This window comes from Enterobacter cloacae complex sp. P29RS (assembly GCF_014893445.1).
GTDB lineage: Bacteria > Pseudomonadota > Gammaproteobacteria > Enterobacterales > Enterobacteriaceae > Enterobacter > Enterobacter intestinihominis.
On sequence record NZ_JADBPZ010000026.1, the window covers coordinates 52660 to 74466 of the forward strand.

The 21807-nt window shown below is 54.7% G+C and carries 20 protein-coding genes; 15 read left to right on the forward strand and 5 right to left on the reverse strand.

Annotated features, from left to right (window positions below; all coding sequences use genetic code 11):
• Window positions 1-63 precede the first annotated feature (63 nt).
• The 3 genes from ydgH to folM all read left to right on the forward strand — a co-directional run bounded on the left by ydgH (window position 64) and on the right by folM (window position 3338).
• The gene (gene ydgH / locus IM282_RS18430) at window positions 64-1008 is read left to right on the forward strand and encodes a DUF1471 family protein YdgH (RefSeq protein ID WP_022647937.1); all 945 of its coding nucleotides are present in this window, start codon (window positions 64-66) and stop codon (window positions 1006-1008) included.
• Between the two features lie 185 nt (window positions 1009-1193).
• Window positions 1194-2576: an amino acid permease gene (locus IM282_RS18435; protein ID WP_192970711.1), complete on the forward strand. Its 1383-nt coding sequence runs from the start codon at window positions 1194-1196 to the stop codon at window positions 2574-2576.
• Window positions 2577-2615: 39 nt separating this feature from the next.
• Window positions 2616-3338 (forward strand): dihydromonapterin reductase, encoded by a 723-nt coding sequence (gene folM / locus IM282_RS18440; RefSeq protein ID WP_023306085.1) that lies wholly within the window; start codon window positions 2616-2618, stop codon window positions 3336-3338.
• On the opposite strand, the gene IM282_RS18445 is transcribed toward folM, so the two are convergent.
• The gene (locus IM282_RS18445; RefSeq protein ID WP_022647934.1) at window positions 3335-3670 is read right to left on the reverse strand and encodes a GlpM family protein; all 336 of its coding nucleotides are present in this window, start codon (window positions 3668-3670) and stop codon (window positions 3335-3337) included. The genes folM and IM282_RS18445 overlap by 4 nt on opposite strands.
• Window positions 3671-3797: 127 nt before the next feature.
• On the opposite strand from IM282_RS18445, the gene rstA reads away from it, so the two are divergent.
• The 4 genes from rstA to tus all read left to right on the forward strand — a co-directional run bounded on the left by rstA (window position 3798) and on the right by tus (window position 7950).
• Window positions 3798-4514, forward strand: a complete 717-nt coding sequence (gene rstA, locus IM282_RS18450; protein ID WP_032671147.1) for a two-component system response regulator RstA — start codon at window positions 3798-3800, stop codon at window positions 4512-4514.
• Window positions 4515-4951: 437 nt separating this feature from the next.
• Entirely contained in the window at window positions 4952-5323 is a 372-nt protein-coding gene (gene iraM / locus IM282_RS18455) for an anti-adapter protein IraM (RefSeq protein ID WP_022647932.1), read from the forward strand.
• A 324-nt stretch (window positions 5324-5647) separates the two neighbouring features.
• On the forward strand, window positions 5648-6946 hold the full coding sequence (gene rstB, locus IM282_RS18460; protein WP_023299971.1) for a two-component system sensor histidine kinase RstB: 1299 nt from the start codon (window positions 5648-5650) through the stop codon (window positions 6944-6946).
• A 74-nt stretch (window positions 6947-7020) separates the two neighbouring features.
• On the forward strand, window positions 7021-7950 hold the full coding sequence (gene tus / locus IM282_RS18465) for a DNA replication terminus site-binding protein (protein ID WP_022647930.1): 930 nt from the start codon (window positions 7021-7023) through the stop codon (window positions 7948-7950).
• Here tus and fumC read toward each other — a convergent pair whose 3' ends face one another.
• Window positions 7951-9345 (reverse strand): class II fumarate hydratase, encoded by a 1395-nt coding sequence (gene fumC / locus IM282_RS18470; RefSeq protein WP_022647929.1) that lies wholly within the window; start codon window positions 9343-9345, stop codon window positions 7951-7953.
• A 182-nt stretch (window positions 9346-9527) separates the two neighbouring features.
• The gene (gene fumA, locus IM282_RS18475) at window positions 9528-11174 is read right to left on the reverse strand and encodes a class I fumarate hydratase FumA (RefSeq protein ID WP_022647928.1); all 1647 of its coding nucleotides are present in this window, start codon (window positions 11172-11174) and stop codon (window positions 9528-9530) included.
• 199 nt (window positions 11175-11373) lie between these two features.
• Between fumA and manA the strand changes: the two genes are divergently transcribed.
• Both manA and IM282_RS18485 read left to right on the forward strand, forming a co-directional pair.
• A complete protein-coding gene (gene manA, locus IM282_RS18480; RefSeq protein WP_032624354.1) occupies window positions 11374-12549 on the forward strand; it encodes a mannose-6-phosphate isomerase in 1176 nt (391 codons plus the stop codon).
• A 99-nt stretch (window positions 12550-12648) separates the two neighbouring features.
• Entirely contained in the window at window positions 12649-14175 is a 1527-nt protein-coding gene (locus tag IM282_RS18485; RefSeq protein WP_022647926.1) for a YdgA family protein, read from the forward strand.
• Window positions 14176-14230: 55 nt separating this feature from the next.
• Here the strand turns inward: IM282_RS18485 and IM282_RS18490 are convergent, their stop codons facing one another.
• A complete protein-coding gene (locus tag IM282_RS18490; protein WP_023299968.1) occupies window positions 14231-15259 on the reverse strand; it encodes a Mal regulon transcriptional regulator MalI in 1029 nt (342 codons plus the stop codon).
• 179 nt (window positions 15260-15438) lie between these two features.
• Here IM282_RS18490 and malX point away from each other — a divergent pair, with 179 nt between their 5' ends.
• The 3 genes from malX to add all read left to right on the forward strand — a co-directional run bounded on the left by malX (window position 15439) and on the right by add (window position 19348).
• The gene (gene malX, locus IM282_RS18495; RefSeq protein WP_192970712.1) at window positions 15439-17031 is read left to right on the forward strand and encodes a maltose/glucose-specific PTS transporter subunit IIBC; all 1593 of its coding nucleotides are present in this window, start codon (window positions 15439-15441) and stop codon (window positions 17029-17031) included.
• Between the two features lie 49 nt (window positions 17032-17080).
• Window positions 17081-18253, forward strand: coding sequence for a MalY/PatB family protein (locus IM282_RS18500; RefSeq protein ID WP_063146031.1), 1173 nt, complete (start codon window positions 17081-17083; stop codon window positions 18251-18253).
• A gap of 96 nt (window positions 18254-18349) precedes the next feature.
• Window positions 18350-19348: an adenosine deaminase gene (gene add, locus IM282_RS18505; RefSeq protein ID WP_108367667.1), complete on the forward strand. Its 999-nt coding sequence runs from the start codon at window positions 18350-18352 to the stop codon at window positions 19346-19348.
• Between the two features lie 56 nt (window positions 19349-19404).
• Here add and IM282_RS18510 read toward each other — a convergent pair whose 3' ends face one another.
• Window positions 19405-20445: an oxidoreductase gene (locus tag IM282_RS18510; protein ID WP_023306015.1), complete on the reverse strand. Its 1041-nt coding sequence runs from the start codon at window positions 20443-20445 to the stop codon at window positions 19405-19407.
• 239 nt (window positions 20446-20684) lie between these two features.
• On the opposite strand from IM282_RS18510, the gene blr reads away from it, so the two are divergent.
• From blr to IM282_RS18525, 3 genes are all read left to right on the forward strand, one after another.
• A complete protein-coding gene (blr, locus tag IM282_RS18515; RefSeq protein WP_151884424.1) occupies window positions 20685-20810 on the forward strand; it encodes a division septum protein Blr in 126 nt (41 codons plus the stop codon).
• 229 nt (window positions 20811-21039) lie between these two features.
• Window positions 21040-21255 (forward strand): transcription modulator YdgT, encoded by a 216-nt coding sequence (ydgT, locus tag IM282_RS18520; RefSeq protein ID WP_000217941.1) that lies wholly within the window; start codon window positions 21040-21042, stop codon window positions 21253-21255.
• An 85-nt stretch (window positions 21256-21340) separates the two neighbouring features.
• Window positions 21341-21781 carry a DUF2569 domain-containing protein gene (locus IM282_RS18525; protein ID WP_015570663.1) on the forward strand — a complete coding sequence of 147 codons (441 nt, stop codon included), beginning with the start codon at window positions 21341-21343 and terminating at the stop codon, window positions 21779-21781.
• Window positions 21782-21807 lie beyond the last annotated feature (26 nt).

Sequence of the window (21807 nt, forward strand, 5' to 3'; positions counted from 1 at the left end):
GGGACCGTCTCAAATTAACAACAACACCAGTACATGGTTTGCGCAAGGCGAAGGATTATTTTTATGAAGCTTAAGAACACACTCCTGGCGTCCGCACTTCTTTCCGCGACCGCCCTGTCAGCGAATGCTGCGACAGAGTTGACGCCGGAGCAAGCGGCAGCGTTAAAACCTTTTGACCATACGGTCATTGTGGGTCGGTATAATTCCATTGGCGATGCCGTCGCCGCCGCATCAAAAGCCGCCGATAAAAACGGCGCTGCCTCGTTTTACGTTGTTGACCAGTCCGATCAGGGCAACAGCGGTAACCAGCGCGTGACTGTTGCGCTGTACAAAGAGAATGCCCCAAAGGCAGATGAACAGAAAAACCGCGTGATTAACGGCATTGTTGAACTGCCGAAAGATCAGGCTGTTCAGCTGGAACCGTATGACACCGTGACCGTTCAGGGCTTCTACCGCAGCCAGCCTGAAGTTAACGATGCCATCACCAAAGCCGCGAGAGAAAAAGGCGCTTACGCGTTTTATATCGTGCGTCAGGTTGATGCCAACCAGGGCGGAAACCAGCGCATTACCGCCTTCATCTATAAGCAAGATGCGAAAAAACGCGTAGTGCAAAGCCCGGATGCGATTCCAGCGGATTCAGAAGCCGGTCGTGCTGCGTTAGCAAAAGGCGGTGAAGAAGCGAAGAAAGTTGAAATTCCGGGCGTAGCAACGTCTGCGGCACCAAGCGCAGAAGTGGGTCGTTTCTTTGAAACCCAATCCACCAAAGGCGGTCGTTATACCGTTACGTTACCAGACGGCACGAAAATTGAAGAGCTGAACAAAGCCACTGCCGCGCAGATGGTGCCGTTCGACAGCATCAAGTTTACGGGCAACTATGGCAACATGACAGAAATCTCCTATCAAGTGGCGAAGCGTGCTGCGAAGAAAGGCGCGAAGTATTACCACATCACCCGCCAGTGGCAGGAACGTGGCAACAACCTGACCATCAGTGCCGATCTGTACAAGTAACAAAACGGTTTCATAAAGGCGGCGCAGTGCCGCCTTTTTTGTTACTTTTTTTCTGATTTCTGCCCCATGTCATTGCATGCATCCGTCACACTCCGTAAAATCCCGCGCCTTAGCGTGATCCACCATTTTTATGCGCCTTAGCGAAATAATTATTCTGGATTTGGACTTTTCATAACAGGAAGCCAATGGAAAAGAAACTTGGCCTGAGTGCGTTAACTGCACTTGTATTGAGCTCAATGCTGGGCGCGGGCGTATTCAGTTTGCCGCAGAACATGGCGGCCGTCGCCAGCCCGGCCGCATTATTGATTGGCTGGGGCATCACCGGCGTCGGGATTTTGTTGCTGGCGTTCGCCATGCTGCTGCTGACGCGTATCCGACCGGATCTGGACGGCGGAATATTCACTTACGCCCGTGAAGGTTTTGGCGAGCTGATTGGCTTCTGCTCCGCCTGGGGCTACTGGCTGTGCGCGGTGATCGCCAACGTCTCCTATCTGGTTATCGTCTTCTCGGCGCTCAGTTTCTTTACCGATACGCCCGAACTGCGCCTGTTTGGTGACGGCAATACCTGGCAGTCCATCGTCGGCGCCTCGGTGCTGCTGTGGATTGTTCACTGGTTGATTTTGCGCGGTGTTCAGACCGCGGCCAGCATTAACCTGGTGGCGACGCTGGCCAAGCTGGTGCCGCTTGGCCTGTTCGTCGTGCTGGCCTTCCTCGCCTTCCGTCTCGATGTCTTTAAGCTCGATTTCAGCGGTATTGCGTTGGGCGTTCCCGTCTGGGAGCAGGTGAAAAATACCATGCTGATTACCCTGTGGGTGTTCATCGGTGTTGAAGGTGCCGTCGTGGTCTCTGCCCGCGCGCGTAACAAACGCGACGTGGGACGCGCCACACTGCTGGCCGTCCTGGCGGCGCTGGGCGTTTATCTGCTGGTGACGTTGCTGTCGCTCGGTGTGGTGGCCCGCCCTGAACTGGCGGAGATGCGTAATCCGTCCATGGCCGGGCTGATGGTGAAAATGCTCGGTCCCTGGGGTGATGTGGTTATCGCGGCAGGTTTGATTGTCTCCGTCTGCGGCGCGTACCTGAGCTGGACCATTATGGCGGCGGAAGTTCCGTTCCTGGCCGCCACGCACAAAGCGTTCCCGCGCCTGTTTGCCCGTCAGAATAAAAACAGTGCGCCATCGGCTTCTCTGTGGCTCACCAACATCAGCGTGCAGGTCTGTCTGGTGCTGATCTGGCTCACAGGTTCGGACTATAACACGCTGCTGACCATCGCCTCCGAGATGATTCTGGTACCCTATTTCTTAGTGGGCGCATATCTGTTAAAAATTGCGACCCGCCCGGCACACTATGCGGTAGGCGTAGGTGCCTGTATTTACGGTCTATGGTTATTGTATGCTTCCGGCCCGATGCATCTGCTGCTGTCCGTGGTGCTCTACGCGCCAGGCCTGCTGGTATTTATCTACGCTCGCCGTACGCATCAGCTTGATAATGCCCTTAAGCGCCGCGAAATGGCGTTGATAGGTTTGCTGTTAGTCGCTGCCGTACCGGCAACGTGGATGTTAATGGGATAGCGCCGCCTGTCCCATTGTTGAACTGAAAAGGAGATTACGATGGGACACACGCAGCAACGCCCAATATTGATCACTGGCGCAGGCCGTCGCATCGGCCTCGCCCTCGCCCATCACTTTCTCAATCTTCGCCATCCGGTTATCGTCAGTTACCGCACGGAATATCCCTCCATTGAAGGGCTACGACATGCCGGAGCCGTCTGCATTCAGGCGGATTTCTCCACGGATGAGGGTATTCTTGCTTTCGCGGAAAAAGTGAAATCGACCACCCGCGGGCTGCGGGCGGTTATTCACAACGCCAGTACCTGGCTTCCTGAAAAAGCAGGACATTCGCTCAGCGAAACGCTCGCCTGCATGATGCAGATCCACGTTAATGCGCCTTATCTGCTCAACCATGCCCTACAGGATCTGCTACGCGGACACGGCCATGCCGCAGGCGACATTATCCATTTCACCGATTACGTGGTGGAGCGAGGCAGCGATAAACACATCGCCTACGCGGCCAGCAAAGCCGCGCTGGATAATATGACTCGCTCGTTCGCGCGCAAGCTGGCCCCCGAGGTAAAAGTCAACGCGATTGCCCCGGCGATGATTTTATTTAACGAGGGCGATGATGCCGAGTATCGTCAGCAGGCGCTTAACAAGTCGTTGATGAAAATTGCGCCCGGCGAGAAAGAGGTGATCGACCTGATCGATTATCTGCTGACCAGCTGTTACGTCACGGGAAGGACGTTTGCCGTGGACGGTGGCCGCCCGCTGCGCTAGTGAAAGCGGCTCCAGAAGAAGATGAGCACCCAGGCGCTGAGGCTCCAGCAGACCACCGCCCCGCCCAGCGCCAGGGGCAGACGCAGAAAACCGGTGAAGTACCACAGCGACAGCAGATAGATGAAATACGGGATGATTGACCACATCCCGAATACAATGGTGGCACGCAGCGCCTCTATACCCCGCTCAGAGGCCACAATATAGTGCGCAATTAACGCAAAGGTGGGAAACAGCGGGATAAGCCCGGCAATGTAGTAGTTCTTCGTTTTAGCCAGCACCCCAATCAGCAGCACGACCAGCGCACCCAGCGCGGCTTTGATCAACAGCCCCATTCTTTTCCCTTAACAATCAAATAACATTCCCGTGCAGGATAACGGAACTCCGGCTAATTATGAAAGATTAATGGAAGGTTAAGGTTGTGCGGTGTATGTTGACGTTTTTCGCGATGACAGACGTAGTATGAATAAGATTGTTTATGTTGAAGATGAACCCGAAGTGGGTCAATTGATCGCCGCTTATCTGGGTAAACATGATATTGAAGTGGTTGTCGAACCTCGTGGCGATCGCGCTGAAGACGTCGTCACCCGCGAAAATCCGGACCTGGTGTTGCTGGACATTATGCTGCCCGGAAAAGATGGCATGACGCTTTGCCGGGATCTGCGCGCGAAGTGGGACGGCCCGATCGTGCTGCTGACCTCTCTCGACAGCGATATGAATCATATTCTGTCCCTTGAGATGGGCGCGAATGACTACATCCTGAAAACCACGCCGCCGGCGGTCCTGCTTGCCCGTTTGCGCCTTCATCTGCGTCAGCGTGCCAGCGCTGAGCGTGAAGCGCCTGCGCCCTCTTTAACGCCGCATAAGGCGATGCGGTTCGGCACGCTTTCTATCGACCCGGTCAACCGACAGGTTATGCTTTCCGGGGAGCTAATTGCGCTCTCAACCGCAGATTTTGACCTGCTGTGGGAGCTGGCAACTCATGCCGGGCAAATTATGGACCGGGATGCATTGCTGAAAAATCTGCGCGGCGTAAGTTACGACGGAATGGATCGTAGCGTTGATGTGGCGATTTCTCGCCTGCGAAAAAAACTGCAGGACAGCGCCACCGAGCCCTACCGCATTAAAACCGTACGTAATAAGGGCTACCTGTTTGCCCCGCACGCATGGGAAACCTGAAAAAAAACTACACAGTAAATTTCGAAAAATAACTTGCGATGCATCAGGAATGTTATCGGTATACGTCGTAAGTTTTCGATTATATGCATCGTTAGTCATGAAATATCCCTTGATCACATTCCTCTTACCTGTTCAATTTCGATGTGCATTTTTCGCGTAAACAAAAGTAGCTCTAATGTATTTCATTGCTATAGTACAATATATATTCAGCAGTTCAGGAACCATTATCGATCAAAAATCCGTCACTTAAATGCACATTGTGTTAAAAATGAACTTTACAATTGACTAAATTATTATCTTATCCTTATGAAAACAAAGGGGATATAGTTAGCATATAAATAATATCGATCTTTTTCAATAGCTTACGCGTTTGCAGAAATCTAATTCTCATGCTAAACCTTATACTCTCTCAATTATTTAATGAACGAGGTATAGCAATGTCATGGAGAGTCATTAGCTCGGTAATTTGTCCTAACACGGGGATCGTTTATTCAAGCATCTTGGGACTCAAGTTCTTGAAACTCATCATTTGGTATGAAAGCGATGTTTATTTGTACCCCGGCGATAGGATATATCCGACAAAGAATGGCGTCTTCATTAATGGTGTTTTCAAGCCAATATCGATATACAACATCTCCCCTTACAACGAGATGTTATGGAGTGAAATTAAAAACAAGATGGCCTGCCCATACAATCGAAACCAGGAAGAGGAGATATGTACCTACGCGGTGCATTGCAACGCGCGTAAGTGTCCGCATGGGTTTGCCACGAATCCACTGATTGTCAGCACAGTCAAATCCAGACATTAACGAATGTTGGTAATGTTCAGGTTACAAAGATAAGTATCTTTGTCGCACCGTTTGCGCCGGATACCTCTCACTGGTAAACGCCATAAATAAAGCCACCCGCAGGTGGCCTTTGTCATTGTTATTCTGTTCACAAATACTCTCAATCGCAAATAAACTCGTATAGCGAAGCGTAAACGGATTACCCGGGCATTGATGGAATAAAGCGATGCCGTGTTTAATTACCTTTCGACGAATACCTCTTTTCAACGCATCATGCCTGACTTGCGCCCATAGCGACCCTGCTGGTAAAAGACGTGTAGTGAAGCCCCTGTTTCGGTGAAATTAATGAAGAAGCTGTTTGTTCAGTTTTATTTACTGCTGTTTGTCTGCTTTCTGGTGATGACCATGCTGGTCGGGCTGGTCTATAAGTTCACCGCAGAGCGTGCGGGCAGACAATCCCTGGACGATCTGATGAAAAGCTCGCTCTACCTGATGCGTAGCGAGCTGCGCGAAATTCCTCCGCATGACTGGGCACGTACGTTAAAAGAGCTGGATCTGAATCTGTCGTTTGATCTGCGTATCGAACCCCTGAAGGATTTTGATTTAGCGCCGCCGGCGATGCAGCGTTTGCGCGACGGAGACATCGTCGCACTGGACGAGAAATATACCTTCATTCAGCGTATTCCGCGCAGCCACTATGTCCTGGCCGTCGGGCCAGTGCCCTATCTCTATTACCTGCACCAGATGCGCCTGCTGGATCTCGCCCTGCTGGGCTTTATTGCCATCTCGCTCGCTTTCCCTGTGTTCATCTGGATGCGACCGCACTGGCAGGACATGCTGAAACTGGAATCCGCCGCACAGCGTTTTGGGGAGGGTCATTTAACTGAACGCATACATTTCGATAGCGGTTCCAGTTTTGACCGTCTCGGTATTGCCTTTAACCAGATGGCCGATAACATCAACGCCCTGATTGCCAGCAAGAAGCAGCTTATCGACGGCATTGCGCATGAACTGCGCACTCCGCTGGTACGCCTGCGTTATCGCCTGGAGATGAGCGAGAACCTCACCGCCGCAGAATCGCAGGCCCTCAATCGGGATATTGGCCAGCTTGAAGCGCTGATTGAAGAGCTGCTGACCTATGCCCGCCTCGATCGGCCTCAGACGGAGTTGCACCTCAGTACGCCGGATCTTCCCGTCTGGCTACAGACGCATATTAACGATGTGCAGAGCGTTAACCCTCAGCGAAAACTGCTTACAGCCATTACCCCCGGCGCGTACGGCGCGCTGGACATGCGCCTGATGGAACGCGTGCTGGATAATCTGATGAATAACGCCATGCGCTACAGCGAAACCACGCTGCGCATAGGTTTAGATTTGCAGGGGAGCCAGGCAATTCTGTGTGTGGAAGACGATGGCCCCGGTATTGAGCCAGCGGAGCGTGAAAAAGTTTTCGAGCCGTTTGTGCGCCTCGACCCCAGCCGCGACCGTGCTACCGGCGGCTGTGGGCTGGGGCTGGCTATTGTCCGTTCTATTGCCCAGGCGATGGGCGGTTCGGTTCGCTGCGAAGCGAGCGAGCTGGGCGGGGCCCGGTTCGTCTTTAGCTGGCCGATCTATCACAACATTCCTCTTCCCATACCTGCCTGAACTAAACCGCACGCTGGCCTGACCCGGCGTGTTGTGCTATACCAGTAGTATGTTGTAACTAATTAAGGGCTATTATGGCGACTTACGATCTCATCGAAAGGCTTAACACCACATTTCGGGAAATAGAGCAGGCGTTACTGACCCTGACGGCGCAACTACAGGGCTGCCGCCTGCTGGCCGCCCGCGTCTTTTCCCTGCCCGAGGTGGCGAAAGGCGCGGAACACGACCCGCTGAACACCATTGAGGTAACGCAGCATATCGGTAAAGTGGCGCTGGAACTGACGTTGCAGCACTATCGCCGCCTTTTCATCCAGCAGCAGTCCGAAAATCGCAGCAGTAAGGCCGCCGTTCGCCTGCCCGGCGTCATCTGTCTGCAAACGGATACCGCAACGCGTGAAGCCATTGAGGCGCAAATTACGCATATTAATACGCTGAAAGCCGCCTTCGAGAAAATCGTGACCGTTGAGTCCGGGCTGGCACCGGCTGCCCGTTTTGAATGGGTGCATCGCCAGCTTCCGGGGCTGATCACCCTGAATGCTTACCGCACGCTGACGGTACTGCGCCACCCCGCCACGCTGCGCTTCGGCTGGGCCAACAAGCACATCATTAAAAACTTCACGCGCGACGAGATCCTGGCTCAGCTGGAGAAAAGCCTGAAGTCGCCGCGAACGGTCGCCCCGTGGTCGCGGGAACAGTGGATTGAACGGCTTGAGCAGGAGTACCACAGCATTGCCTCCCTGCCGGCTGATACCCGTCTTAAAATAAAGCGTCCGGTGAAGGTGCAGCCTATCGCTCGTGTCTGGTATGCGGGACAGCAAAAGCAGGTGCAATACGCCTGCCCGACACCGCTGATTGCGCTCTACGATGCCGATCAGGGTGCGGTGGTGCCGGATATAGGAGAACTGCTGAACTACGATGCTGAAAACGTTCAGCATCGCTATAAACCCCAGGCACAGCCGCTACAGCTGATTATCCCGCGGCTGCACCTGTATGTGGCGCAGTGATTACCTGATGCTGCCCACCATCGCTTCCGGGCGGACCCAGGCATCAAACTCGGCGTCCGTCAGGTAGCCCAGCGCCAGCGCAGAGGCTTTCAGGGTAAGCCCCTCTTTGTGCGCTTTTTTAGCGATTTCGGCCGCTTTGTCATAACCAATATGGGTGTTTAGCGCCGTGACCAGCATCAGGGACTCATTCAGCAGCTGGCTGATTCGCTCGCGATTAGGCTCAATGCCCACCGCGCAGTGCTCGTTAAAGCTCTCCATGCCATCGGCCAGCAGACGAATCGATTGCAGTACGTTGTGGATCACCATCGGGCGATAGACGTTAAGCTCGAAGTTACCCGACGCGCCGCCCATGTTGACCGCAACGTCATTACCCATCACCTGACAGCACAGCATGGTCATGGCTTCGCACTGCGTCGGGTTTACTTTACCCGGCATAATGGAGCTACCCGGCTCGTTTTCCGGAATGCTGATTTCGCCGATGCCGCAGCGCGGGCCGGAGGCCAGCCAGCGCACGTCGTTGGCGATTTTCATCAGCGAGGCTGCCAGCCCTTTCAGCGCGCCATGGGTATGGACCAGCGCATCACAGGTCGCCAGCGCTTCGAATTTATTCGGGGCGGTAACAAACGGCTGCCCGGTGATCTTCGCCAGCTCTTCGGCCACGCGCACCGCGTACTCGGGATGGGTGTTTAACCCGGTGCCAACCGCCGTTCCGCCGAGCGCCAGCTCCGCCAGATGCGGCAGGCTATTGTCTATATGCTTAAGATTGTGCTCCAGCATCGCCACCCAGCCGGAGATCTCCTGGCCAAGCGTCAGCGGCGTGGCGTCCTGCAGGTGCGTACGACCAATTTTTACAATGTCGCCGAAAGCCTGCGCTTTCTCGTTAAGCGTAGATTTGAGCACGTTGAGTTGCGGGATAAGCTGCTCGCGGATAGCGATGACGGCCGCCACGTGCATGGCCGTCGGGAACACGTCGTTGGAACTCTGGCTTTTATTCACGTCATCGTTCGGGTGAACCTTCCGCTCCATGCCGCGTACGCCGCCAAGCAGCTCGCTTGCGCGGTTCGCCAGCACCTCGTTCATGTTCATGTTGCTCTGGGTGCCTGAGCCGGTCTGCCAGATGGCAAGGGGGAATTCGTCGGGATGTTTGCCCGCCAGCACTTCGTCGGCGGCATTGATGATGGCCGAGGCTTTATCGGCATCCAGCAGGCCCAGATCCTGATTGACTTTGGCGGCAGCGCGTTTGGTCAACGCCAGCGCCTGGATTAGCGAGACGGGCATTTTCTCTGTCGAAATGCGGAAATGCTCCAGCGAACGCTGGGTTTGCGCGCCCCATAGCTTGTCGGCCGGGACGTCGATGGCGCCCATGGAGTCTTTCTCGCGGCGATGCATTGTCATTACTTACTCCTTGATAACAAAGATGGGATTGCTCACATGCTTAAGAGATAAGTATTGATGACTTCTGAGAAACGTTATGGCGCTTTGTGCGCTCTTTTTGATGTCGGGTGGCGGCTGCACCTTACCCGACCTACGAGAATGTAGGCCGGGTAAGCGTCAGCGCCACCCGGCAATTTACAGAATTACTTCACACACGCCGAACACTGGGAAGACTGGATCTGTTTGAAGAAGTCGTTACCTTTGTCATCCACAAGAATGAACGCCGGGAAGTCTTCCACTTCAATTTTCCAGATCGCTTCCATACCCAGTTCCGGGTACTCCACGCACTCCAGGCTCTTGATACTGCCCTGTGCCAGCACCGCTGCCGGGCCGCCGATGCTGCCGAGGTAGAAGCCGCCGTGCTTGTGGCACGCGTCCGTCACCTGCTGGCTGCGGTTGCCTTTCGCCAGCATGATCATGCTGCCACCGTTGGCCTGCAACTGGTCGACGTAGGAGTCCATACGGCCCGCCGTCGTTGGGCCTAACGAGCCGGAAGCATACCCATCAGGCGTTTTTGCCGGGCCTGCGTAGTAGATCGGGTGATCTTTAATGTACTGCGGCAGCCCTTCACCGTTGTCCAGGCGCTCTTTCAGCTTCGCATGGGCGATGTCGCGGCCCACGATAATCGTCCCGTTCAGGGAAAGGCGCGTTGAAACCGGATACTGCGAAAGCTGCGCCAGGATCTCCTTCATCGGACGATTCAGGTCAACGCGTACCGCTTCGCCCTCACCCGCTTTACGCAGTTCTTCAGGGATGTATTTGCCCGGGTTGTTCTCCAGCTTTTCGATCCAGATGCCGTCGCGGTTGATCTTCGCTTTGATGTTACGATCCGCAGAGCACGACACGCCCATCCCCACTGGACAGGATGCACCGTGGCGCGGGAGGCGGATCACGCGAATGTCATGCGCGAAGTATTTGCCGCCAAACTGCGCGCCCAGCCCCAGATTCTGCGCTTCGGCCAGCAATTCCTGCTCAAGCTGCACGTCGCGGAACGCCTGACCATGTTCGTTACCTTCCGTTGGCAGGCCATCGTAGTATTTGGTTGAGGCCAGCTTAACGGTTTTCAGGGTGCTTTCAGCAGACGTACCGCCAATCACAAACGCGATATGGTACGGCGGGCAGGCCGCAGTGCCAAGGGTGCGCATCTTCTCAACCAGATAGTTCTTCAGCTTGCCCGGGGTAAGCAGCGCTTTGGTTTCCTGGTAAAGATAGGTTTTGTTGGCTGAACCGCCGCCTTTGGCGATGCAGAGGAATTTGTACTCGTCACCGTCGACACTATAGAGGTCAATCTGCGCAGGCAGGTTGGTGCCGGTGTTCACCTCTTTGTACATATCCAGCGCCGCGTTTTGCGAATAGCGCAGGTTATCTTCGGTGTAGGTATTGTAGACGCCGCGCGCCAGCGCCGCTTCGTCACCGCCGCCGGTCCAGACGCGCTGGCCTTTTTTACCGGTGATAATCGCCGTGCCGGTGTCCTGGCAGGTCGGCAGAATGCCTTTCGCCGCGATATCAGAGTTACGCAGGAATTGCAGGGCAACGTACTTGTCGTTCTCGCTGGCTTCCGGGTCGCTCAGAATATCGGCAACCTGCTGCTGATGCGCCGGACGGAGCATAAAGGAAGCATCGTGGAAGGCTTGCTGCGCCAGCAGCGTCAGCGCCTGCGGGTCAACTTTGAGGATCTCCTGCCCTTCAAACTCAGAGACAGAAACGTAATCGCGGGTTAACAGGTAATACTCGGTCCGATCCTGACTGAGGGGGAAAGGATCCTGATAATGGAAGGGTTTATTCGACATTGTTCTCTCACTTACTGCTTCGGTCTGTTTATTCAGGGCAGATGTTCCGCTGCCCGGCTTAAAAGCGAGTCAGCTTATCCTACACAATTTTTTAACAAAAACTGAGACTAGTACGACTTTTTACATCCGCAGGTTACTTCCATTCGGTTTATTGCTTTAATACGCGAAGTTAATTCCACATATGAATCAGGGCTTGATAATGCAAAAACTCATCAACTCAGTGCAAAACTACGCCTGGGGAAGTAAAACTGCGTTAACGGATCTCTACGGTATCGCCAACCCGGACAACCTGCCGATGGCAGAGCTGTGGATGGGCGCGCACCCGAAGAGCAGCTCAAAAATTGAAGATGCCAGCGGCCAGGTGCGCAGCCTGCGTGATGTCATCGATGCCGACAAAGCCGCGCTGCTCGGCGATAAAGTGGCGAATCGTTTTGGTGAGCTGCCGTTTCTGTTCAAGGTATTGTGCGCCGACCAGCCGCTCTCCATTCAGGTTCACCCGAACAAAAAAGCCTCTGAGCTGGGCTTTGCCAAAGAAAATGCCGCCGGTATTCCGTTAGACGCGGCAGAGCGTAACTATAAAGATCCTAACCACAAGCCGGAACTGGTTTTCGCCCTTACCCCTTTCCTGGCGATGAATGCCTTCCGCGAGTTTTCCGAGATCATCTCCCTGCTGCAACCGGTCGCTGGGGCTCACAACGCGATCGCCCACTTCCTGGAAAACCCGAACGCAGAAGCCCTGAGCGCGCTGTTTGCCAGCCTGTTGAATATGCAGGGCGAGGAAAAATCCCACGCGCTGGCGGTGCTGAAAGCCGCGCTGAACGACCAGCAGGGTGAGCCATGGGACACCATTCGCGTAATTTCCGCGTTTTATCCGGACGACAGCGGCCTCTTCTCTCCGCTGCTGCTGAACGTGGTGAAGCTCAACCCGGGCGAAGCAATGTTCCTGTTCGCTGAAACCCCGCACGCCTACCTGAACGGCGTGGCACTGGAGGTGATGGCTAACTCCGATAACGTACTGCGCGCGGGCCTGACGCCAAAATACATCGACATCCCTGAGCTGGTTGCCAACGTGAAGTTCGTGGCGAAACCTGCTGCGGAGCTGCTCACTCAGCCGGTGAAAAACGGCGCAGAGCTGGACTTCCCGATTCCGGTTGACGATTTTGCCTTCTCCCTGCATGACCTCAGCGCAGACGAAACCGCCATTGCACAGGAGAGCGCCGCGATCCTGTTCTGTGTGGAAGGCGAAGCGACGTTGCATAACGGTAGCGAGCGTCTGCTGCTTAAACCGGGGGAGTCCGCTTTTGTCCCGGCAAACGAGTCGCCTGTCTTCGTGAGCGGCACTGGTCGCCTGGCGCGCGTTTTTAATAAGCTTTAGGGACTTACTGAATTTTTTAACAACTCTTGCTAAGCTAGTAACAGGCGTTGTAACACCAGGCGGTTTTAACCGCCTGGTTTCATTTTAGGGATAATCGCAATGAAAAAATCGGTCGTAGCGGTAGGAGTGATTGTTGCTTTAGGCGTGATCTGGACGGGTGCTTCCTGGTATACCGGGAAACAGCTGGAAAGCCGTCTGGCAGAGATGATGGCACAGGCAAACAGCGAAATTAAGCGCAGCGCGCCTGAAGCAGGTCTGGAGCTGAGCTACCAGAACTACCAGCGTGGCGTCTTTACCAGCCATATGCAGGTGGTGGTGAAGCCGGTAGCGGGCAATCAGAACGCCTGGCTGAAACCGGGCCAGAGCGTGGTACTGGATGAAGTGGTCAGCCACGGTCCGTTCCCGCTGGCACAGTTGAAAAAGTTTAACCTGATCCCCTCTATGGCATCCGCCAGAACCGTACTGGTAAATAACGAGGTGACGAAGCCAATTTTCGATATGGCGAAAAATGAGTCGCCGTTTGAGATCAATACCCGCATCAGCTATGCCGGTGATACGCGTTCCGACATCGACCTGAAAGCGCTGAATTACGAACAAGGCACCGATAAAGTCGCCTTCAGCGGCGGTAATTTCCAGCTTGATGCCGATCGCGACGGCAAGAATGTCTCTCTGACCGGCGATGCCGCCAGCGGCCTGGTGAATTCAGTCAATGAATATAACCAGAAGGTCCAGCTTACCTTCAACAACCTGAAAGCCAGCGGCAATAGCCGTATGACCGATTTTGACGAGCGTATTGGCGATCAGAAGCTGAGCCTCGATAAGATCGCCATTGCGATTGAAGGTAAAGAGATGGCAGTGCTGGAAGGCATGGATCTGGACGGCAAGTCTGACGTTTCCAAAGACGGTAAAAGCATCAACACCCAGCTGGATTACAGCCTGAAAAGCCTGAAAGTACAGAATCAGGACCTGGGTACCGGCAAGCTGTCACTGAAAATTGGCAACATTGACGGCCAGGCATGGCACGAATTTAGCCAGAAATACAGCAAAGAGAGTCAGGCTCTGCTGACCGATGCCGCCCTGCAACAGAACCCGCAGGCGTACCAGCAGCAGGCGATGGCCGTGCTGTTTAATAACCTGCCGATCCTGCTGAAAGGCGAGCCGGTAATTACCGTTGCGCCACTGAGCTGGAAAAACGACAAAGGCGAAACCAACTTCAACCTGTCGCTGTTCCTGAAGGATCCGGCGGCCGCGACCGGCGAGCCGCAGACCCTGGCGCAGGAAGTTGACCGCAGCGTGAAATCGCTCGACAGCAAGCTGACCATCCCGATGGATATGGCAACCGAGTTCATGACGCAGATTGCGAAACTCGAAGGGTATGGTGAAGAAGATGCAGGTAAACTGGCAAACCAACAGGTGAAAGGCCTGGCGGCGATGGGCCAGATGTTCCGCATCACGAAGGTGGAAGACAACACCATTTCCACCAGCCTGCAATATGCTAATGGCCAGGTAACGCTCAACGGCGACAAAATGCCGCTGGAAGATTTTGTCGGCATGTTTGGTATGCCGACGCTGGGCATTCCGGCACCGGCTGAACCGGCTGCGCCGCCGGCAGTACCGCAGCAGTAAACGAAAAACCCCTCGCATGAGGGGTTTTTTATTGCCGGGCGATGTGCAGCGGAGATTACTTCACCGTCACTAACCGCGCCGCCACAATCTGATGCCCGGCCTGCACGTCCGTATTTTCAATACGCTGCATAATTCGGTCTGCCAGGGTGTACCCCATTTCACGAGCCGGCGTCGTCGCCCAGACGATGGGGAGATCGTCTAGCGCATTTTCACCGACATCCGCAAATGCCCCCAGCGCCACCTGATGGCCGAAGAACGTTTCTACCCCGCCCTCACCGCTCTGGCGTCCGGCGCGGATCAAGCCGAACCACGCCCCCATCGCAATCACATCGTTATAGCAAATCACCGCGCTGATTGTCGGGCTGTTGCGAAGCAACGTGCCGATGGCTTCGGCGGCTTTTTTCTGGCTGGACTCACACTCCACCACCCATTCGCTGTGAAACGGCAAGCCGTATTTGATGAGCGTGGAGCAGTAACCGCCCACCCGCTCGGCACGCGTCAGGGACGAGCTTTTACCGCCGAGCCAGGCGATGCGCTGATGGCCGCGATGAATAAGATGCTCGGTCAGCATTTGCGCGGCCTGCATGTTATCCGGCCGAAGGGTATCGGCTTCGTCGAGATAGCTGGCGCGTGACGCAACCACCAGCGGTACGCCTTTCTGCGCCGCGCGCTCACACAATTCACTGCCCACACCGGACGCGCCGGCCACGATCACCCCATCCACCCCTTGCGTCAGCAGCATATCCAGCCTGGAGAGCAGCTGCTCCGGTTCGCGCCCACCGTGGAGCAGGAAAACCATTCGCCCCTGCGCTTCAAGCGCCTCGGTAAGCCCGGCGGTCAGTTCTGCATAAAACGGCGACGCGAGGTCGCGAACAATCAGCCCTATCACCCCGCTTTGCCCACCGCGCAGCGCCGACGCCTGGCGGTTACGCACAAAGCCCAGTTGCTCAACGGCCTCGTTGACGCGCTGACCCGTAGCAGGAGAGATGCGCCCCTTCCCGCTCAATACCAGCGAAACGGTGCTGACGGAAACCCCCGCCGCCAGCGCGACATCGTTGATGGTGATCTTTTTCGCTACAGCCATGTGGTGGCGTGACTCCTTGATAATGAGATCGCTAAAACGTTTTATCAATACGTTATCTTTATACTACCAGTAAAAGCCTGAGAATGTGATTTAGCGCGCACTAAAGTTTGATAAAACGTTTTATCTTCTCGCCCCATCGCGGCCGTTAAATCTCTTTCTACCATTTAAGGAGTCGTTTTATGACGACGAAAGCAGCACAAAAAATATCGCTGTGGGAGTTTTTCCAGCAACTGGGCAAAACCTTTATGCTGCCCGTGGCGCTTCTCTCTTTTTGCGGGATCATGCTGGGGATCGGCAGCTCGTTAAGCAGCCATGACGTCATTACTCTAATCCCTTTCCTCGGAAATCCGGTACTGCAGGCGATCTTCATCTGGATGAGCAAGGTCGGCTCTTTTGCCTTTAGCTTCCTGCCGGTAATGTTCTGTATCGCCATTCCTCTGGGTCTGGCGCGGGAAAACAAAGGCGTGGCGGCGTTTGCGGGCTTCGTTGGCTATGCGGTCATGAACCTTGCGGTTAACTTCTGGCTGACCGCCAAAGGGATCCTGCCGACGACCGACGCGGCGGTACTGAAAGCCAATAACATTCAGAGCGTGATTGGTATTCAGTCCATCGATACCGGGATCCTTGGAGCCGTGATCGCGGGAGTGATCATCTGGATGCTGCACGAGCGCTTTCATAACATCCGCCTGCCCGATGCGCTGGCCTTCTTCGGCGGCACCCGCTTTGTGCCAATCATTACGCTGGTTGTGATGGGTCTGTTTGGTCTGATCATCCCTCTGATTTGGCCGGTTTTTGCCATGGGGATCACCGGTATTGGCCGCATTATCAACGGCGCGGGTGATTTCGGCCCGATGATTTTCGGTACGGGTGAACGTCTGCTGCTGCCATTTGGTTTACAGCACATCCTGGTTGCCCTGATTCGTTTTACTGAAGCAGGCGGCACTATGGACGTTTGCGGTCATTCCGTTAGCGGCGCGCTGACCATCTTCCAGGCCCAGCTGAGCTGCCCGACCACGCACGGCTTCTCTGAAAGTGCGACGCGTTTCCTCTCTCAGGGGAAAATGCCTGCCTTCCTCGGCGGCCTGCCGGGCGCTGCGCTGGCGATGTACAACTGCGCCCGCCCGGAAAATCGTCATAAAATTAAAGGCCTGCTGATCTCCGGCGTTATTGCCTGCGTGGTGGGCGGTACGACAGAACCTATCGAGTTCCTGTTCCTGTTCGTGGCACCGGTGTTATACCTCATCCACGCCGTACTGACAGGCCTGGGCTTCACCGTGATGGCTGTGCTCGGTGTAACCATCGGTAACACTGACGGTAACGTGATTGACTTCGTGGTATTCGGTATCCTGCACGGCCTGTCCACCAAGTGGTACCTGGTGCCGGTTGTGGCCGCCATCTGGTTCGCGGTTTACTACGGGATCTTCCGCTTCGCCATCACCCGCTTTAACCTGAAAACGCCTGGCCGCGATACCGATACGGCCACCAGCGTTGAACAGGCAGTGGCCGGTACCGTTGGGAAATCCGGATATAACACGCCGGCTATTCTGGCGGCGCTGGGCGGTGCGGATAACATTACCTCTCTGGATAACTGCATCACCCGCCTGCGTTTGTCGGTGGCGGACATGTCCAAAGTGGATACCAACGCACTTAAAGCTAACCGGGCTATCGGCGTGGTACAGTTAAATCAACACAATTTGCAGGTCGTCATTGGCCCGCAGGTACAGTCAGTGAAGGATGAGCTGGCAACCCTGATGCGAACCGTCGAAGCCTGATGCCTCGCCCCCCTCGTCATGAGGGGGTTTTACTTTACGGAGCACCGTCATGTTTGATTTTTCTACCGTCGTGGATCGACACGGCACCTGGTGTACCCAGTGGGATTATGTCGCTGACCGTTTTGGGGCTGCCGACCTGCTGCCCTTCACCATCTCTGATATGGATTTCGCCACCGCTCCCTGTATTACCGATGCGCTGCACCAGCGCATCAACCACGGCGTGTTTGGCTACAGCCGCTGGAAAAATGACGAATTTCTGGCTGCCGTGGCGCACTGGTTCCGGCAACGCTTTAACAGTCAGATTGATACCGAAACCGTAGTGTATGGGCCGTCGGTCATTTATATGGTCTCGGAGCTGATCCGCATATGGTCCGCGCCTGGCGACGGCGTGGTGGTTCATACCCCGGCTTACGATGCCTTTTATAAAGCCATTGAAGGCAACCAGCGTACCGTTGTTTCCGTGCCGATGCAGAAAACGGCGCGTGGCTGGGACGGCAATATGGCCGCGCTGGAAGCGGCGCTGGCAAAACCGGAAAACACGGTTCTGCTGCTGTGTAGCCCGCAAAATCCAACCGGCAAAGTCTGGACGCGGGAAGATCTGGCCACAATTGCAACGCTTTGCAGCCGTCATGATGTGGCGGTAATCAGCGACGAAATTCATATGGACATGGTATGGGGCACGCATCGCCATACCCCGTGGAATGAGGTTGCACGCGGTAAATGGGCGCTGCTGACCTCGGGTTCCAAAAGCTTCAATATTCCGGCACTTACGGGCGCCTGGGGGCTTATCGCCGATGACGACAGCCGTAACGCCTATCTGAATGCCTTAAAAGGGCGGGACGGACTCTCTTCCCCTTCCGTGCTGGCGCTGACCGCGCACATTGCTGCTTACCGGCAGGGCGAACCCTGGCTGGACGCGCTGCGGACCTATCTCGAAGAAAACCTGCGCTACATTGCTGACGAACTGAATGCTGCATTTCCGACACTCAACTGGCAACCGCCAGAGGCCACCTATCTGGCCTGGATTGATCTCAGCCCACTCGGTATTGATGACAATACGCTGCAAAACGTGCTGATTGAACAGCAAAAAGTGGCCATCATGCCGGGATATACTTATGGGGATGAAGGTAAAGGCTATGTTCGACTGAACGCTGGCTGTCCTCGCAGTAAGCTCGAACAGGGCGTTCAGCGCCTTATTGCGGGTATCAACACTCTGCTGTAAATAATTTGCGCAACGGAATATTCCCTTGCGCAAATAGCTTTTTCCCCCGTTTTGTTTTTATAATATGGCGCACTTTAACCAGCAAAGAGTGCGACCATGATTGATACACGCCTGCCTTTAACTGATATTCACCGCCACCTCGACGGGAACATTCGTGCCCAAACTATTCTCGATCTTGGTCGCCAGTTCAATTTAACGCTCCCTGCCGAAACGCTTGAAACCCTGATCCCCCATGTCCAGGTGACGTCGAACGAGCCGGATCTGGTAAGTTTTCTGAGCAAGCTTGACTGGGGCGTGAAGATGCTGGCCTCGCTCGATGCCTGTCGCCGTGTCGCCTTTGAAAACATCGAAGATGCCGCTCGCAACGGCCTGCACTATGTCGAACTGCGTTTCTCTCCGGGCTATATGGCGATGACCCACAGTCTCCCCGTAGCGGGCGTGGTTGAAGCGGTCATTGAGGGCGTGCGTGAAGGTTGCAAAACCTTTGACGTTCAGGCGCGTTTGATCGGCATTATGAGCCGTACCTTCGGTGAAGCGGCCTGTCTTCAGGAGCTGGAAGCGTTACTGGCGCATCGCGACCAGATCACCGCCATCGACCTGGCCGGTGATGAGTTGGGCTTCCCGGGCAGCCTGTTCCTGTCTCATTTCAACCGCGCACGTGATGCAGGATGGCGTATTACCGTTCATGCTGGCGAAGCCGCGGGGCCGGAAAGCATCTGGCAGGCCATTCGTGAACTGGGTGCGGAACGTATTGGTCACGGTGTGAAAGCCATTGAAGATCGCGCGCTGATGGATTTCCTCGCCGAACAACGTATTGGAATCGAATCCTGCCTGACCTCCAATATTCAGACCAGTACAGTGGCGTCGCTGGCGCAACACCCACTGAAAACCTTCCTTGAACACGGGGTGCTGGCTTCACTGAACACGGACGATCCGGCGGTTCAGGGCGTGGATATTATTCACGAATACAACATCGCCGCGCCGCAGGCCGGGCTGAGCCGCGAGCAGATCCGTCAGGCGCAAATCAACGGGCTGGAGATCGCCTTCCTGACGCCTGAAGAGAAACAGGCGCTGCGCGATAAAGTTGCTCAGTAGTCCTCTTTACTGCCGGGTGGCGCTGCGCTTACCCGGCCTACGAAAGCGTTTGGCACTTATGCCAGACAGAGCGTTGCGCGATGTTTGGCGGATTCGATCCCCAGCTCGATGAGCTCCATAATCTGGATTGCCTGGCTCGCCGGAACCGGATTTTCACCTGAACCGTTCAGCGCGTCACGAATTGCGGCGTAATACGCCGGATAGTTCCCAGGCTGGGTCAACACCGTCTCTTCAACCAGTACCTCACCCTCCGCACGCGTCACCACCCCGTCCCGCATGTCGTAGCCCCAGTCCTCCTGCGGTAAGCGTTCGCCATTTTTGAGGCGCTCTTCCTGCGGATCCAGGCCGAACTTCACATAGCTGCCGCGCGCCCCGTGAAGGATATAGCGGGCCGATTCCGCCGCCGCAAGCATTGTCCCGTGCAGCACAATGCGCCGCTGCGGATAACTCAAAACGGCGTGGAAATAGTCGGTGGTCTGCGCCCCCGGCCTGAGCTGCGCTAAATCGACCGTCATGCTTACAGGCAGACCAAACAGATGAACGGCCTGATCGAGAAGATGCGGCGCTAAGTCATACCAGATGCCGCTGCCCGGTCCCGCCTGCTCGCGCCAGCGATCTCGCACCTGCGGACGATAACGATCGAAGTGAGACTCAAAAAAAGCAATTTCGCCCAACGTGCCTTCGTTTATCAGCGCTTTGATCGTCAGGAAATCACTATCCCAGCGCCGGTTGTGAAAGACCGACAATAACCGACCCAGGCTTCGCGCCAGCGCATCCAGCTCGCGCGCCTGTGACAACGTCACGGTAAAAGGCTTATCGACAACGACATGTTTGCCAGCCTCCAGCGCCGCTTTCGCCAGGGGGAAATGGGTGTCGTTAGGGGTGGGAATGACAATAAGGTCAATATTAGGATCGTTAAACAGATGCTTAGGCTCCGTTACCACCGGCACGGCTGGCCAGTCGGCATGGACTTTGGTTTCATCGCTGCTTGTGATAGCCGCCAGTTCCATTCCCGGCGTGCCGGCAACCAGCGGCGCATGAAAGGTTTTGCTTGCGTACCCGTAGCCAATAAGACCGACGCGGATGTTTTCACTCATCGTATGCCCCCTCGCTGTGCGCTTATTTATCACTGGCCTTGTGCTTAACGCACAGATTAATAATGTGCCCTGTGAGTTAAAATAGCATCTCGCGACAGCTTTTTTTGTTACCTCGCATTAAAGTGTGTATATGCGGCCCGGGAATCGTTCCCAAAGCGCTTGCTCTGTCGAAAAGGCCGCTGTAACATTTGTAATCTGTATTTATGGATAAATTACAAACACAAAATATGTCATCAATAATTAATCGAATCATTGAATTAGCGGGATGGATTGTCCTTGGCGTTTCAGTCGTGTTGCTCGGCATTGCCAGCCATATCGATAACTACCAGCCGCCGGAGCCTGTTACTGTTGCTCAACAAAAGTAAGCCGCATCGTCATAAAGCGTGACACATTACGTCATGGAACGTATTGCCAGCCGTAATGAACGGGGTTACCCTTCTCTTCCAGGCATCTGCTGATGCCTGAATCTTCGCAAAGAAAACTCCTAATTTCGTCGCGTTACCCGAGTGGACAGTTTACGTCTTTATTAATCCGTTTATTATTCGAACGCATTACCTTTATGGGTATTACCCTTTTATATGGAAACTTATTAATATGACAGTTCAGGACTATTTATTAAAATTTCGCAAGATCAATTCCCTCGAAAGCCTGGAAAAACTGTTTGACCATCTGAACTACACGCTGTCGGATAATCAGGACATCATCAATATGTACCGCGCGGCTGACCATCGTCGCGCCGAACTCGTCTCTGGCGGTCGTCTGTTCAACGTGGGGGAAGTACCTAAATCTGTCTGGCGTTACGTTGTATAAGAAAGTAGCCTTCGGCGTGAAATGTTATATACTCTCCGCCCTGCAAATTTCTGTATAACATTTCGCGCAGACTATGGGAGAGCGTATGACCGCATTGCCTGGAGAGAGAATTGGGGGCTGGTTAATCGCCCCGCTGGCATGGCTGCTGGTGGCTTTATTAAGCGCTTCGCTGGCGCTGTTGCTTTACACCACTGCACTGGTTACTCCTCATGCTATCCAGACACTGATGTCTCAGAGTGCGCTCAATATTGCGACGTGGTTTGTGTCGTTCGTTTTCGCAATCGCGATGTGGTACTACACGCTTTGGCTGACCATCGCCTTCTTCAAACGCCGCAAAAGCGTGCCGAAACATTACATTATCTGGCTGCTGGTCTCCGTGCTGCTTGCCGTCAAAGCGTTCGCTTTTTCGCCAGTTTCTGATGCACTGGCGGTTCGCCAGCTACTCTTTCCGTTGCTTGCGACGGCGCTTCTGGTGCCCTATTTCAAGCGGTCGACGCGCGTTAAGAAGACCTTCGTTAACCCGTAATAACCTTACAGTTAACCTGTTGTGGC